At 60.0% G+C, this 13,662-nt stretch carries 11 protein-coding genes; 8 read left to right on the top strand and 3 right to left on the bottom strand.

Annotated features, from left to right (window positions below):
* Positions 1-75 precede the first annotated feature (75 nt).
* Complete coding sequence (locus ACVOLZ_RS05110; RefSeq protein ID WP_481515288.1) at positions 76-963, top strand: LysR family transcriptional regulator; 888 nt, start codon at positions 76-78, stop codon at positions 961-963.
* Positions 964-966: 3 nt separating this feature from the next.
* On the opposite strand, the gene ACVOLZ_RS05105 is transcribed toward ACVOLZ_RS05110, so the two are convergent.
* A complete protein-coding gene (locus ACVOLZ_RS05105) occupies positions 967-3,027 on the bottom strand; it encodes a putative bifunctional diguanylate cyclase/phosphodiesterase (RefSeq protein WP_481515287.1) in 2,061 nt (686 codons plus the stop codon).
* A 1,239-nt stretch (positions 3,028-4,266) separates the two neighbouring features.
* On the opposite strand from ACVOLZ_RS05105, the gene ACVOLZ_RS05100 reads away from it, so the two are divergent.
* From ACVOLZ_RS05100 to ACVOLZ_RS05085, 4 genes are all read left to right on the top strand, one after another.
* Positions 4,267-4,797 (top strand): fimbrial protein, encoded by a 531-nt coding sequence (locus tag ACVOLZ_RS05100; RefSeq protein ID WP_481515286.1) that lies wholly within the window; start codon positions 4,267-4,269, stop codon positions 4,795-4,797.
* A gap of 94 nt (positions 4,798-4,891) precedes the next feature.
* On the top strand, positions 4,892-5,626 hold the full coding sequence (locus ACVOLZ_RS05095) for a fimbrial biogenesis chaperone (RefSeq protein ID WP_481515285.1): 735 nt from the start codon (positions 4,892-4,894) through the stop codon (positions 5,624-5,626).
* Positions 5,627-5,658: 32 nt separating this feature from the next.
* The gene (locus ACVOLZ_RS05090) at positions 5,659-8,271 is read left to right on the top strand and encodes a fimbria/pilus outer membrane usher protein (protein WP_481515284.1); all 2,613 of its coding nucleotides are present in this window, start codon (positions 5,659-5,661) and stop codon (positions 8,269-8,271) included.
* Between the two features lie 8 nt (positions 8,272-8,279).
* Positions 8,280-9,341: a fimbrial protein gene (locus ACVOLZ_RS05085; protein ID WP_481515283.1), complete on the top strand. Its 1,062-nt coding sequence runs from the start codon at positions 8,280-8,282 to the stop codon at positions 9,339-9,341.
* A gap of 101 nt (positions 9,342-9,442) precedes the next feature.
* Here the strand turns inward: ACVOLZ_RS05085 and ACVOLZ_RS05080 are convergent, their stop codons facing one another.
* Positions 9,443-9,886: a helix-turn-helix domain-containing protein gene (locus ACVOLZ_RS05080; protein WP_481515282.1), complete on the bottom strand. Its 444-nt coding sequence runs from the start codon at positions 9,884-9,886 to the stop codon at positions 9,443-9,445.
* 79 nt (positions 9,887-9,965) lie between these two features.
* Here ACVOLZ_RS05080 and ACVOLZ_RS05075 point away from each other — a divergent pair, with 79 nt between their 5' ends.
* Together ACVOLZ_RS05075 and ACVOLZ_RS05070 are read left to right on the top strand one after the other, a co-directional pair.
* Positions 9,966-10,457: a DUF2938 domain-containing protein gene (locus ACVOLZ_RS05075; protein ID WP_481515281.1), complete on the top strand. Its 492-nt coding sequence runs from the start codon at positions 9,966-9,968 to the stop codon at positions 10,455-10,457.
* Positions 10,447-11,262: a class I SAM-dependent methyltransferase gene (locus ACVOLZ_RS05070; protein WP_481515280.1), complete on the top strand. Its 816-nt coding sequence runs from the start codon at positions 10,447-10,449 to the stop codon at positions 11,260-11,262. Before ACVOLZ_RS05075 ends, ACVOLZ_RS05070 begins: the two co-directional genes overlap by 11 nt.
* Before the next feature lie 525 nt (positions 11,263-11,787).
* Here ACVOLZ_RS05070 and ACVOLZ_RS05065 read toward each other — a convergent pair.
* Positions 11,788-12,633 (bottom strand): hypothetical protein, encoded by an 846-nt coding sequence (locus tag ACVOLZ_RS05065; RefSeq protein WP_052914393.1) that lies wholly within the window; start codon positions 12,631-12,633, stop codon positions 11,788-11,790.
* Between the two features lie 55 nt (positions 12,634-12,688).
* Between ACVOLZ_RS05065 and ACVOLZ_RS05060 the strand changes: the two genes are divergently transcribed.
* Positions 12,689-13,450: an IS5 family transposase gene (locus ACVOLZ_RS05060; RefSeq protein ID WP_137138293.1), complete on the top strand. Its 762-nt coding sequence runs from the start codon at positions 12,689-12,691 to the stop codon at positions 13,448-13,450.
* The last annotated feature ends 212 nt before the right edge of the window (positions 13,451-13,662 follow it).

The raw sequence follows: 13,662 nt of genomic DNA, 5'->3' as shown, positions 1-13,662 counted from the left end.
TCCATTCCCCCTATGTACGCCGGGCTGATCTATAAATAAAATGAATTCATTGCATCCAATGGATTCCATTTAAGAATGGATATCAGGCAGCTACGCATGCTGGTGGAAGTAGTCCGCCATGACGGCTTTTCAGCGGCCGCCGAGGCAGTGTTCGCGACCCAGCCAACCATCAGCAAGGCGATCCGCCAGCTGGAGGACGAACTTGGTGAAGTGCTGCTGCAGCGCTCCCGCAATGGTGTGCGGCTGACCCCGGCCGGGCAGATCGTCTATCGGCGCGCCTTGGCCCTGCTCGGCGAGCGCGAAGACATGCTGCGGGAACTGGAAGAACTGCGCGATCTGCAACGCGGCGAGCTGCACCTGGGCCTGGCCTCGCTCGGCAGCGACATCCTGTTCGCGCCGGTATTTGCCCGTTTCCGCCAGCTCTACCCGCAGATCGAGCTGCGCGTACTCGAACGTGGCAGCGAGGCACTTGAGGAAAGCCTGCGTGCAGGTGAAATCGAGCTGGCCGCCAGTCTGCTGCCGGTCGCCGATGATCTGGACTGGCAACCGGTCCGCACCGAGCCGCTGGTAGCGCTGCTGCCCCGTCAGCATCCATTGGCCGGTTCGGTCAGCCTGCAGCTGCAGGACCTGGCCGACGTCCCCTTTGTGTTGTTCGAGAAGGGCTTCCTGCTGAACCGCCACATCATCCAGGCCTGCCTGGCCCGTGGCTTTAGCCCACGCGAAGTCACCCGCAGTGGGCAACCGGACTTCATCGTCGCGCTGGTCGCAGCCGGCTTGGGCGTGGCCCTGCTGCCGCGTATGATTGCCAACGCACGCCCACGTGCGGATGTCGTGCTCGTGCCGCTGGATGAGCCGGAACTGGACTGGAAAATGGTCCTGGCCTGGCGTCGCGGCGGCTATCTGTCCGCCGCGGCGCAGGCTTGGCTGCGGCTGGTGGAAGCGCAGCACAACCAAGCCGATTGAGCCTCAAGCCGTCGACATCTTCCGCGGCCCCTGCAAGCGCTGCGCCACCTGCGCAGCGTCGACCGCCCGGTCGTACAGGAAGCCCTGGCCAATCCGATAACCAGCCTCGATCAGGATCTGCCGTTGGCTGGCGTTCTCCACCCCCTCGGCGACCAGATCCAGGCGCAGGCTCGGCCCAAGCTTGCCGACCGCTTCGACTATCGCGCGGATCGATGGCTCATCCACCATGCGCGCGACGAAACTGCGATCGATCTTGAGTACATCAATCGGGTAGTCGCGCAGGTGTGCCAATGAGGAATGCCCGGTACCAAAATCGTCCAGTGCGATGCGCATGCCGGCGTCTTTCAACAAGCCCAATGCACGGGCTACAAATGCGGAGCCGCGGTCGGTCAGCACCTGCTCGGTGACCTCCAACTCGATCAACACCGGGTCAACATCGAAGCGCTGCAACTTCTCCAGCAGGATTTCGGCAAAGTCGTCACGGAGAAACTCCACCGGTGCTGCATTGATCGCGATTGGCGGCACCTCCAGGCCCTGCGCCTGCCAGGCACAGATATCGGCCAATACCTGCAGATGCATGGACTCTGCCAGCCGTGAGGCCAGGTCGTAGTCGCGAAAGGCTTCGTCGAGCTGGCAGTCCTCGCCCATGCGCTTGTCTTCTGCACATGGCCAACGCAACAGCGCTTCGTATCCCACCACGCGACCGTCCTGCAGATTCACCTTCGGCTGGTAGTGCGGCACCACGCCACCATCGCGCACCAATTGTCGCGCCATCAGTCGTTGGTTCGCCGCCAGCTCGGCAATGGCCATCAACCGACGGCTGTACAAACGCACACCCCCGCGTCCATTGGCCTTGAGATCATTCAATGCGGTATCGGCGGCTTTCAACAGCTCCGCCGGATCACAGGCATCGCGTGGATACATGGCGCAGCCAATACTCATCCCGGTGTTGATCACCTGCCCGGCATAGGTCACCGAGCTTTCCGCCAACAAACTGATGCCTTCGGCGACCTGCAGCAATTCGGCCTCACCGACAATGTCCTCCAGCACCACCGCGAACTCATCGCCGCCCAGACGCGTGACCAGGGTAGTGTCGGAAACATACGCGGCCACCCGCTTGGCCAGCACCCGCAGCAGATGATCGCCAGCCGAATGCCCCAGCGTGTCGTTGACATGCTTGAAATGGTCCAGATCGATGATCATCAATCCCAGGGTGCCACTGCACTCGCGCTGACGTTGCAAGCTGAGCCGCAGTCTGCGATTGAACGAGCGCCGATTTGGCAAGCCGGTCAATTCATCGATTTCGCAGGCGATACGCAGTCGCCGTTCTGCATGCTGCTGCCGACTGACATCACGCGAGACGCACAGGATGCCGTTCACCAGCCCTTGCTCGTCAAACATCGGGGTGAGGACGTTGTCCCAGAACTGCGTAGGCGCGCCCTCGCTGCCCGTCTGGCCAGCAAAGCGCGCCGCTCGCCCGCTTGCGGCCTGCGTCAACGCGCGCCGTCCTTTGTTGCGAAAAGCAGCAGGCAATAGATCGGTCCATTGCATTCCGAATGTGCGCTCGTCCTGCGGCAGCCCGAACGCCACGCAGCCCGATCGATTCATATGCCGCACCGAGCCATCGGTGTTTATCACCTGGATGCAGTCCATGCTGGCATCCAGCATACGATCCTGCAGATCCAGACTCTGTTCCAGAGAATGACGCAGACGACGCCTGGCGCTGATATCCGTCATCGTTACCGCCTGCAACGGAACCTCCGCAGCGGGGCTCCCCAGCCGCACCTCGAACCAATGTTCGATGCCAGCTTCGTCATGCAGACGGCATTCAAATGCAGGCGCATGCCCATGCAGCAGGAACTCACGCCAGCCCGCTATCGCCAGCGCACGCTCATCGGCATGCACACGCTCAAGCCAATCACGTGAACTGCCCAGCGCTGCATCACTGCCGAAGAACTCACGCCAGCGCAGATTTGCCTGCACAGGCACGCCATCGTGAACCATCGCAGCCATCTGCGGCAGCGCATCCAACACTGCCTGCAATTGCACATATAGATCCGCCAATCGCGCCCTCCCTGGTGACGGCCCAACAGCCTCGTCCCAAAGCATTGCACTTCCCCTTATGCATTGCCTCCACCCATCACGCAGCAACATCATGCAGTACAGCGGGCATCACTGAAGTGAAAACGGTGTGTACACCGTGACGAAGGAAATCGATTACACCGAAGTGACACATCGCAATGGCGTCCAACATCCGGTGGCGCACAGATACGCAAGCGCGCTTCCGCTGACGGAGATCACAATCCAGCGCAATGCAGCCCGAGCAGGGAAAGGAGAGCTTGCAATCGCACAGGTAGCGCGCAACGCAGCGCCCAACCACAACATAGCGGATTGACTCGCTTCCGAGCCATACCTCCATTCCAGGATCCGCACCCTGCAATACCTATTCATCTCCAACCAGGGCAGCACGGCGCTCAAGTCTGCTTCACGATTTCCTGCGTGCCTGAACCTGAATGCTTTGCCGTACCCCCACGATCAACACTGGCATTCGAAAGCATTCCAAGGGCGAATCAGAAAGTGATCAGCGCAAATTCCCCGCAGCATCATCACTTATCGCCGCCCACGCTCTGGGGAATACCTACAGCCTGGATCAGCCGAGCGACATAACATTTCCGGCTCGACTCGAAGCTTCAAGGCATATCAGCACCATCAATCACAAACATTCAATGCACGGCCGGGGTATCCACCGTTACTTTCGCTGGCAACTCCGAGCCAGGCATACGACCCCTCCCTGTCACAGCGAGACACTACGCAAGCGCACGAGGCCAACATTCGAATTGCCTGGCATTTGCGCTGAACAGCATGCACCACGCAAACCCAACTCCATCATGAGTTGACGATCAGCTCCGCGCAGCCGCTATTCAACTTGCTGTCATTCTGGCGAAAAAAGTCATTTCATCGCAAACCAGCGCGATAGCGCAGGTAACGCCTTGCGCCGATCCGGCAACAGCGGGGTGGCCACCGACACCGGCCTTTTGCTTCACCACATAGTTGTTTCACCACCGCGCTTGCTCGCAACACCTGGAGTGAGTTTCTCCCAACCACTCATGCAGAACATCGCATGACCCAACCACAGCGCCTGCGTCGCCTACGTGCGGGTACCGCCAGCACCGCATGGCAATCCTCGTTGCACGTCCATCTGCACAACCATCAACCGCGCTGCAGGCATCGCCGCAGTCAAACAACACTACGGTGCAAACGCACAAACAGTGTTGACGTCCCTCACAACGAACAGGAAAAAAAATGAACTTCATCAACACAAAACCCGCCAAGACCGTTGCATTGGCGCTTGCACTGTCCTGCCTGATTGCGCCTGCAGCGCAAGCAGCATCGGGCTCGATCACCTTCAAGGGCGAGATCGTCCAATCCACCTGCGACGTAACCACGGCCAGCGTCGACCAGACCGTCACCATCGGCACCTTCCCGACCACCCTGTTCAAGGAAGCTGGCGATGTCTCCGCGCCCAAGAGCTTCAATATCGACATGGAAAACTGCGAAGCAGGCACCTACACGCTGCGCTTTGACGGCACCACGCCAGCCGGCCATCCGGAACTGCTTGCGGTGAGCAAGGCAACGGGCGTTGGCATTGAGATCCTGGACCACAACGACAAGGTTTTCCCGATCAATCAGGATCTGGTGGACCCGGCGCTGGTCACCGTTGCCGCCACCGGCAAGGCAACCGTCAATCTGAAGGCGCGCTACAAGTCCTTCGAGAAGGACGTCGGTGCCGGCATCGCCGACGCGAACTCGACGTTCTCCATCGAGTACCGCTGATGCTGTCCGCGGGGCTGACTGCGCGTTGTCGTTGGCGGCCCCGCGGCTTGTCCGCGTGAGCGCTCGCCCATCACCGAACCACAATGCAGGCCCAATGACTTTCATGCACGCCTTCAACTGCCCGCCGATGAACTGGTGCATCGCCCTGGCCATGCTGCTTTGCCTGTCCTCACCCCATGCTGCCCAGGCAGCGGTACAAGTGCAGACCACGCGCGTTATCTATGATGCAAAGTCCGCGTCTGCCGCGATGACCCTTTCCAACAAAAGCAGTCTTCCTTACATGGTCCAGACCTGGCTGGACGATGGAGACGACTCAGCAGTCCCCAAGGACCTGCCAATGGTCATCACGCCACCGCTGATGCAGCTGGCACCAGGCGAACAGGCGGTCGTCCGAACGATCTACGCTGGCAGTGGGCTTCCAGACGACAAGGAGTCACTGTTGTGGATCAATGTGCAGGAGATTCCGCCCACTGCGGAAGCAGACAACGTTCTGCAGGTTGCTATCCGTACCCGCATCAAGCTGTTCTATCGCCCGCTTGGCCTCGACCAGACGCTGGACGAGGCGGCGCGCAGCTTGCAGTGGCGCATCGACGGTGAACGTTTGGAGGTCCGCAACAACAGCACGCTCCACATCACCTTTTCGCATCTGCAAGGAAAGCCTACCGCAGGCATCGGCAACGATATCGATCTGGACATGATTGCGCCCGGCCAGACGCTCTCGGTCCCGCTATCCAAGCTCAATCTTGGCGACGCCCAGTCGTTGCGCTTTGGCTATATCAACGACTACGGCGGCATCAGCGATGTCAACGATGTGCCATTCCGGTCCTGAGCAAAACTCCGATCAACTTCGCGATTTCCTTCATGCTTCGCAGAATCCGTGTAACGCCGCTGCGGGCAAGTGCTGCCCCTCGCTTGGCACCACTGGCGGTTGCCCTCAACGCATTCGGCATCGGCAGCGCAGTTGCTGCAGCAAACTTCAATATGGATTTTCTGCGCGCCGGCACCAGCCACGGTGATGTCGTCGCGCTATCCAGCCCAGGTGCTATTCTGCCTGGCACCTATCCGTTCGCCATCTATCTCAATGGCAACGAGGTGGCTCGCGAGGAAATCGTGTTTACGGTATCCCCGCCCGGCCAGACCGAGCCCTGCCTTTCGCGCAGCCGCCTCCAGCAGTGGGGCATCCGCCTGGAGGATGTGGAGACTGGTGCAGGTGATGCATCTGACTGCCTTGTACTCGCCCGTTCCATTCCTGAAGCTCGTGTCAGCTACAACGGCAACCAGCAGCGTCTCGATTTACGCGTTCCACAGGTGCACCTGCGAAACCTGCCGCGCGGCCATATTCCAAAGGCGTTGCGCGACCAGGGCGTCAGCGCACTATTGGTCGACTATGCGCTCAACGGTGCGCACAACGACCACGAGCGACAGCGCCGCGACGACTATTTTTTTGCATCGATCAACAGCACGCTCAACGCAGGCATGTGGCGCTTTCGCCACACTGCCAGTGGCAATCGTTCAAACAGTGACAGGGGCACGCACTGGGCAACACAGGGCTTCCGTGCAGAGACCGATCTGGGCTCTGCGCACAGCAGATTGACGCTTGGCGATACCTATACCGCATACGGAGTCTTTGACAGCGTCCGTTTTCGCGGCGTGCAGATCTCCAACGACGACGAAATGCTGCCCTACAGCCAGCGCAGCTATGCCCCCGTGGTGCGCGGCATTGCCGCCAGCAACGCACGCGTGGAGATCCGCCAGGATGGAAGCATCATCTATGCATTGAACGTGGCCCCGGGTGCCTTCCAGATCGACGATATCGTACCCAATCGTCTGAGCGGCGAACTGGATATTTCCATTGTCGAGGCCGATGGTTCGCTGCAACGCTACAAGCAGTCCTTCTCCGCGGTCGAAACCATGCTGCGACCGGGGCTGGTGCATTACGAATTCAGCGGCGGCGAACTGCGTAACGGCTACGACCGCTACCAACCGCACTTTGTGCAGGCCACCGCAGCACGCGGCCTGGCATCGGACACTACGCCTTATGCCGGCCTGCTGTTGTCCACCAACTACAGCGCTTTGGCGGTTGGCGCAGCCCAAAGCCTGGGCAAGTTTGGTTCGGCCTCTATCGATGTCATCCACGCCCGCACCCGGCTTGCCCAGGGCGAGGTCAGCAACGGCCAGAGCTACCGTTTCCTGTATTCAAAGTCACTGAATGCACATGGCACCGAGTTCCGCCTGGTCGGTCATCGCTACTCCACCTCCGGCTACTACGACTTCAGCGATGCTTCCGCCGAGCGGGCGCAATGGCGCCACGGCTACTACGAGACCCGCTACGACGACCTGGTCGAGCCTTCCGATCACGCAGCGCCATGGACGCAACCGCAGCAGCATCTGATCCAAAGTCAGCGCTACCACAACAAACGCAACCGTCTGGAAATCGCACTGAACCAGCGCATATCCGACGACTACTCGCTCAATGCCAGCTACAACAACCAGAATTACTGGGGTGCCAATGAACGAGAACGCGAGCTGCAACTGGGTTTGAATGGACGCATTGGCGCGGTGAGCTTCGGCACGTTCTTCAGGCATAGCCAAGGGCGCTATAGCCGCGCCGACCGTTCACTCGGCCTCACCCTTTCACTCCCGCTTGATGGTTTTGGACTGCGCCGTAGCAGCAGCTCTGCTTCCTACAGCCACTCACGCAATAGCGGCGCAAGCTACCAGTCCGGGATAAATGGCTCCCTGCTGGATGGCGACCGGTTGGGATACGGCGTAAACATCGGTAAATCCGATGCCGGCAAGACCGGTTCTGCCAACCTGCGTTACATGGGAAGCAAGGGCGTCGCCACGATCGGCGGCACGCTTGCGGACAGCTACTCCCAGATCAACTGGGGGGTACGCGGCGGCTGGGTCCTGCACCGCAATGGCCTCACCTTCGCGCAGTCGTTGCACCGTACCAATGTGCTGGTGCATGCACAGGATGGCGCAGGCCTCGGCCTGGAGAATCAGTCCGGTGTGCGGCTGGACCGGCGCGGCTATGGTCTGGTCAGCGGTGTCAGCGCCTATCGCAATAACAGGGTGGCCCTGCGCACCGATGATCTGGGCGCCGACATCGATGCCAGCAGGACTTCCAGAAACATAGTTCCAACCCGCGGTGCATTGACGCGGGTGGACTTTGAAACCCGTCGTGGCATCAGCCTGATGATCCACCCCATCCTGGTCGAGGACATCCGCGTTCCCCTCGGCGCCACGGTGTTCGACAACGATGGCCTGAGCCGTGGTGTCGCCGGCCCCAATGGCGAGATCTTCGTCAGCGGCGTACACCTGGGCGACCGGCTTTCCGTCCGCTGGGGCACGAAACCTGATCAGCGCTGCGAAATGCGCCTGGAGCAGACCCAGGCAAATCCTTCCAACATGACCTTGCCCGGCTACCGGAGCATCTCCTTGCGCTGCGCTCCACCAGGCCAATCACAATGAAACTCACGATGAAGAAAGCGCTACTCAAGGGATTTTCAGTATTGATGCTTCTGCTGGTGCTGCCAAACGCAGCCTGGGCCCTGTCCTGCAAGGAAGCCATGACACAGTCGGTCAACCAGGTCATCCCACTGCTAGACGAGATCGTGATTTCCAAGGGTGACGCAGTTCGTGGCCGGCTGCTATGGCGATCGGACGAATACACCGTGAGTTTCCGCTGTGTGGATGCGCAAGGTGCGCCGCAAGGAGAAGACGCATTCTTCTACTGGGACCCGGACAGAACTGTTGCGCAGATCCATCCCTCGATCGAGGTTGGCGTGACCATCAAGCACGTCGACCACAACATCGACGGGGGCGACCCCAGAATGCTGGCAGGCAGAGGAACCGTCCCGCCAGCCAACCGCCCGAACTGCAAGATGTATTGGAACAACGCCAGAGCAAAGCGATGTGCAACCTCGATGGTGTTGAACGTCACCTTCTCCATCTACATCAAGGCGACAGGCAGCCCGCCACCCCAGAATGGACAGATCAACAACTGGGGGGTCTACGATCTATTCCAGGTGGATGGCGAAGGTGGCCTGAACACCATACCCAATTCGAACTTCCGCGCAGGTGTTTCTGGACTTGGGCAGATCCACTTCATCGCCTGCAATCCAAACATCACGATCATCGGAAATTCGGGAAGTACGGTGAACTTTGGCCGCATCCCGGTTGCGGACATCAACAAAGGCAAGATCCAGTCCCAGGTCCCCTTCCAAATCCAAGTCGATATGACCCAGCCCGGCGCGGGCAATGAATGCAGCAATCGTATGCTGGTCGCCTCGATCAGCACCCTCAACATCGTCAAGGACGGCAGCGTCATCGTGCCGAAGCTCAACGGCGGCTTCGGCATAGCGATATCGCAGGCAGATACACCGGGGCACTTCATTCAGTTCAAGAAATCCATTCCACTAGGCCCTGTAAACAACACGCTGATGAACTACGACTTCCTCGCCTCGCTGATCTGGACTGATGACACCGCAAAGCTTGGCCCGTTCTCGGCAACGGCGACGGTCAATGTAACGTTCCGCTGAGCCCATGCTGGAAGAGCCCAGTGCGCCGACGCGAACAGGGCAGCGACTGCTGTTGACGTGGCCCTTCTACGTTGTCCCGCACTGAGATAGCACGGAAGCAATCAACTGGCGGCTCGCGGGCTGCGTTTTGCGACCTTCAACCTGGCTGCTTCCTGCTTCAGCCGACCAGCAGCGGCAGCCTTGAGCAAGCGCTGGAAAGTCGGGCATTCAACGTGATTCACCGCTGGGCATGCGGCCGCATGGCGCAGACCTGCACTCATCGCCTGCAAGCGCTTGACGGTCGCATCCATGTCGTCGGCCTTGGCCAGCAGCAGCGCCCGATCCACGCGTGGCGCCCCTTGCGGCGACAGCATGGCCTGGATTTCATCAAGCGACAGCCCGCCGGCCTGACCCAGGGCGATAACGCCCAATTGATCAAGCACGTCAGCCGCAAAATGGCGCCGGCCGCCGGCGCCACGACTGGCCACGATCAAGCCCTTGTTTACGTAAAAACGCAGCGTGGACGACGGCAGCCCCGTTCGTCTGGCGACCTCGGCGATGTCCATGACAGCCCCTTGACTTGAAGTTGACTTCAACTTTTACCATGCCGGTGTCGCTGGCTGCATCGACTACAAAGGAACGGACATGACGTGGGTGGATTTGACGAAAGTGGCACTGGTTGGGATTGGAGCGACAGCGGTGATGGATGCATGGACCCAGTTCCTCAAGCGATTGGGCATTCCCACGCTCGACTTCGCATTGCTCGGCCGTTGGGCAGGACACCTGGGCGGCGGCAGGTTCGCACATGCCAGCATCAGGCAGGCCGCCGCAGTGCCGGGCGAGAAGCTGCTTGGCTGGCTGATCCACTACGCCGTTGGCATCTCATTCGCGGCGCTGTTGGTGGCAGTTGAAGGCTGGTCCTGGTTGCACCATCCCACCCTGCTGCCAGCCCTGGCCGTTGGCGCGGCAACCGTGGCAGCACCGCTGTTGGTCATGCAACCCGCAATGGGTGCGGGGTTCATGGCATTGAAGACGCCAACACCGTTGAAGAACTGCCTGCGCAGCTTGGCTACACATACAGTGTTCGGCTTGGGGCTCTATCTTTCGGCTACGCTGATTGTGTTCTGTGAGGCTTGATATGACGACAAACCAAATCCGATTTCGCGACGGCGCAGCCTATGAGCGCTATATGGGCGTGTGGAGCCAGCTTGCCGGCGAGGTATTTCTCGATTGGCTTGACCCAGCTCCCGATCAGCAATGGTTGGACGTCGGCTGCGGCAATGGCGCATTCACCGAGATGATCTCCGAACGCTACGCACCGGCCTCGATGCATGGTGTGGATCCATCCCGCGAGCAGCTCGCCTATGCGCAAGCCCAACCAGCGCTGCAGGCAGCGGTGTTTGAGCAAGGTGATGCGATGACCCTGCCCTACCCGGCTTCTGCCTTCGATATCGCCGTGATGCCGCTGGTGATTTTCTTTGTCCCGGAACCCGCTCGCGGCGTGGCTGAAATGGCACGCGTGGTTCGCCCGGGCGGCAGCGTCGCCGCATACGCCTGGGACATGCCGGGTGGCGGATTCCCCTATGAGATATTGCTGGCGGAGATGCGCGGACTTGGCCATACCGTTCCGGCGCCGCCCAGTCCTGAAGCTTCGCGGATCGAGGTATTGCGGCAGTTGTGGAGCAACGCGGGCCTGGAGGCGATTGAAACCCGGGAAATCGAGGTGTCCCGTACCTTCGCCGATTTCGAGGATTTCTGGTCCACGGCGCTCGGTGCGCCGAGCGTCGGTTCGACGCTCGCGGCTATGGCCGCTGAGGAACGCGTCTTGCTGAAGGACAGGATCAGCGCTCGCCTAGCGGTGGACGCCGAAGGGCGCATCCGCTGTCACGCGCGCGCCAATGCAGTGAATGGTCGTGTGCCGAATCAGACTCGCCCAGAGTGACGCAAATTCCCGCATTGCGCTCAATGCAGCTGTCTTCAGGTGATATACCGGCAAGGTGCTTGCCTGTGGGAGTGGCGTAAGCCGCGAAGCTGACGCTGTTCGATCTCGCCGGGCACCGGTGCCATCTGATGATCTACGTGCTTCGCGGCTGACGCCGCTCCTACAAAAGAAAAATCCGATGCCAAAGGTCTGGCATCGGATTCCAGGGTGCTCAGTGAACAGTACCGCGCACTTCTCGCGCAACTGGCTTGTTATCGCCAGTTGCTACCGCATCGTGCCAGACACTCGATCACTCCCACTCGATCATCAACAAGCCACGCAAGTCCGCGTGGTTAAAGGGTTTGGCTTTGATCGACATAGGCCCATACCGCCGCTTTTACCGTCAGGGAAACACGCCCTTTCCTGGCGCGGGTTTGCGCGGCATCGGCTCATCATCAATCAGCTTTAATCATACCGAACAAGGGGCCGAACTTCATCCTCTCGCCTCGCGCTGTGATTCCGCATACGAGAGCTTCTTTCGACCCATCATGCGATGCGATGCCGAACCCAAGTGGCTGCCTCTTCAACGGAAGACATGACCCGGCACGGGAAATCGCGTTCGATGCTCAAGTGCCGCTGCGTCAGAAGCGTGTGCATAGGCCCGTCCGTCAAAAGGACATCGCAGTAGCCTAACGCAGCGCCGGCATGATGAAAGTCGAATATGTCGTTGGCATTCAGCTTCTGCGTGCGATTCCAGCGTAGCGCCGCATGCAACAGAGCACCAACTTGCAGCGTGCGCAGAGCACGCCGACCGACTGGCTTCCGGACTGCTGCCCGTAGCAAGCCGAGACACTGCCTCGTGATTCCTTCCCGCTCATCTGCTGAAGGTTGGATGCCGAGGCCGAGCGACTTCACGGCCATGTCGTGCAGCACCTCGGCGGCGATCGGAGCTGCGAGTTCCAAGACACCATTAATCTCGTCGCGATAGACCTGCGCGAAGCTCTTCATCGACGGAGCGTGCGCCGCGTTGTCACGATTCAGCCGATCGGCAATGTCGACGAATGGCGAGGCGGGCGGCCAAGCGTCCCCGATGGTCTCAACCATCGTCGATAAAGAAACCTCCCAGAGGTGGTCGAAGAACGCCTTCTGAATGACGAGTCGCTCATCCTCTGGGAAGGCTGTGGCCACTGGATGCTGGACACCCAGGATGTACGGGACCTTGGTCCAGACCAAGTGTTCCAATGGATGAACGCTGTGCCCAACATTCGCATGGAGGAAATGCGCCACTTCCGTTGCCACGCGCGTCGGTTCGGGACTAAGCGTGATGCCGCAGCTCAGCTCGTCAATCAGTTCGGCCGTTGCACCCCGGGTTACTGGGTCCGACTGCTTCATTAGGGCGTGTTAACACTAATGGCGACGGCGACGATTGCGCCAGAAAATCTCCGACATGGAGATCACGCCCGAACAATTCGCTACCATTGAACACTGCCTGCCCAGGCAGCGTGGCAACGTCAGCCTGAGCAATCTGCAGGTGGTCAATGCGATCCTCTATGTGGCCGAACATGGTTGCAAGTGGCGCGGACTGCCCAAACGCTTCGGCAACTGGCACACGATTTACACGCGCATGAATCGCTGGACCAAAGCTGGCGTCCTGGATCGCATGTTCGAGGAGTTGCAGCGTGCGCAAGTCGTGCGTATCAGGATCGAAGCCGTCTCGCTGGACTCCACAAGCATCAAGGTCCATCCCGACGGCACAGGGGCACTAAAAAAAAGTCCGCAGTCCATCGGAAAGTCCCGAGGCGGATGGAACACCAAGATTCATATGGTTGCCGCGGATGCTCGAACGGCCGTGACGTTTTGCCTCTCGCCTGGGCAGGCGCACGACGCACCCGAAGGCCGGCGCCTGCTCAGCAGTCTTGGGCCGACCAGCAGACCGGTGCATTTGTTGATGGACCGTGCCTACGAAGGCAACGAGACACGGCAGCTGGCACTGGATCTGGGTTTCATTCCGGTGGTGCCACCAATGAAGACGCGGATCGAACCGTGGGACTACGACCGCGAGATGTACAAGCGCCGCAATGAGGTGGAGCGGTTGTTCCGTCGACTCAAAGGCTATCGCCGTATCTTCTCGCGGTTCGAGAAACTCGACCTCATGTTCCTGGGCTTCATCAGCTTCGTGCTCGTCGCTGATGGACTGAGGATGTGTTAACAGGCCCTAGTAAACGGCAGCGGATTTATCGAGCTTTGTTGGTTTTGCCCACCAGAGGTGGGTATAGGAAGTTCAACCGCCCTTTTTTGGCGAGTCTGGCGGGTAGGAAGCGGCCGCGCAAGCGCCGCTTTGGGCACAGATCGGGCACAGATCGGGGGTTCATGCGTGGGTTTTCGACATCGCGGGGCCGCGCAGCGGCTCAGTGCGTAGCC

It is taken from the genome of Stenotrophomonas sp. STEN020 (assembly GCF_056760195.1).
The sequence above is the reverse complement of the archived record's forward strand: the minus strand, read 5'-3'. Positions and strand labels throughout refer to the sequence as shown.

Excerpts from the sequence above, each read along its gene's own strand:
- ACVOLZ_RS05110 (WP_481515288.1), top strand. The coding sequence starts at position 76 with ATGGATATCAGGCAGCTACGCATGCTGGTGGAAGTAGTCCGCCATGAC.
- ACVOLZ_RS05100 (WP_481515286.1), top strand. The coding sequence starts at position 4,267 with ATGAACTTCATCAACACAAAACCCGCCAAGACCGTTGCATTGGCGCTT.
- ACVOLZ_RS05095 (WP_481515285.1), top strand. The coding sequence starts at position 4,892 with ATGACTTTCATGCACGCCTTCAACTGCCCGCCGATGAACTGGTGCATC.
- ACVOLZ_RS05090 (WP_481515284.1), top strand. The coding sequence starts at position 5,659 with ATGCTTCGCAGAATCCGTGTAACGCCGCTGCGGGCAAGTGCTGCCCCT.
- ACVOLZ_RS05085 (WP_481515283.1), top strand. The coding sequence starts at position 8,280 with ATGAAGAAAGCGCTACTCAAGGGATTTTCAGTATTGATGCTTCTGCTG.
- ACVOLZ_RS05080 (WP_481515282.1), bottom strand. The coding sequence starts at position 9,886 with ATGGACATCGCCGAGGTCGCCAGACGAACGGGGCTGCCGTCGTCCACG.
- ACVOLZ_RS05075 (WP_481515281.1), top strand. The coding sequence starts at position 9,966 with ATGACGTGGGTGGATTTGACGAAAGTGGCACTGGTTGGGATTGGAGCG.
- ACVOLZ_RS05065 (WP_052914393.1), bottom strand. The coding sequence starts at position 12,633 with ATGAAGCAGTCGGACCCAGTAACCCGGGGTGCAACGGCCGAACTGATT.
- ACVOLZ_RS05060 (WP_137138293.1), top strand. The coding sequence starts at position 12,689 with ATGGAGATCACGCCCGAACAATTCGCTACCATTGAACACTGCCTGCCC.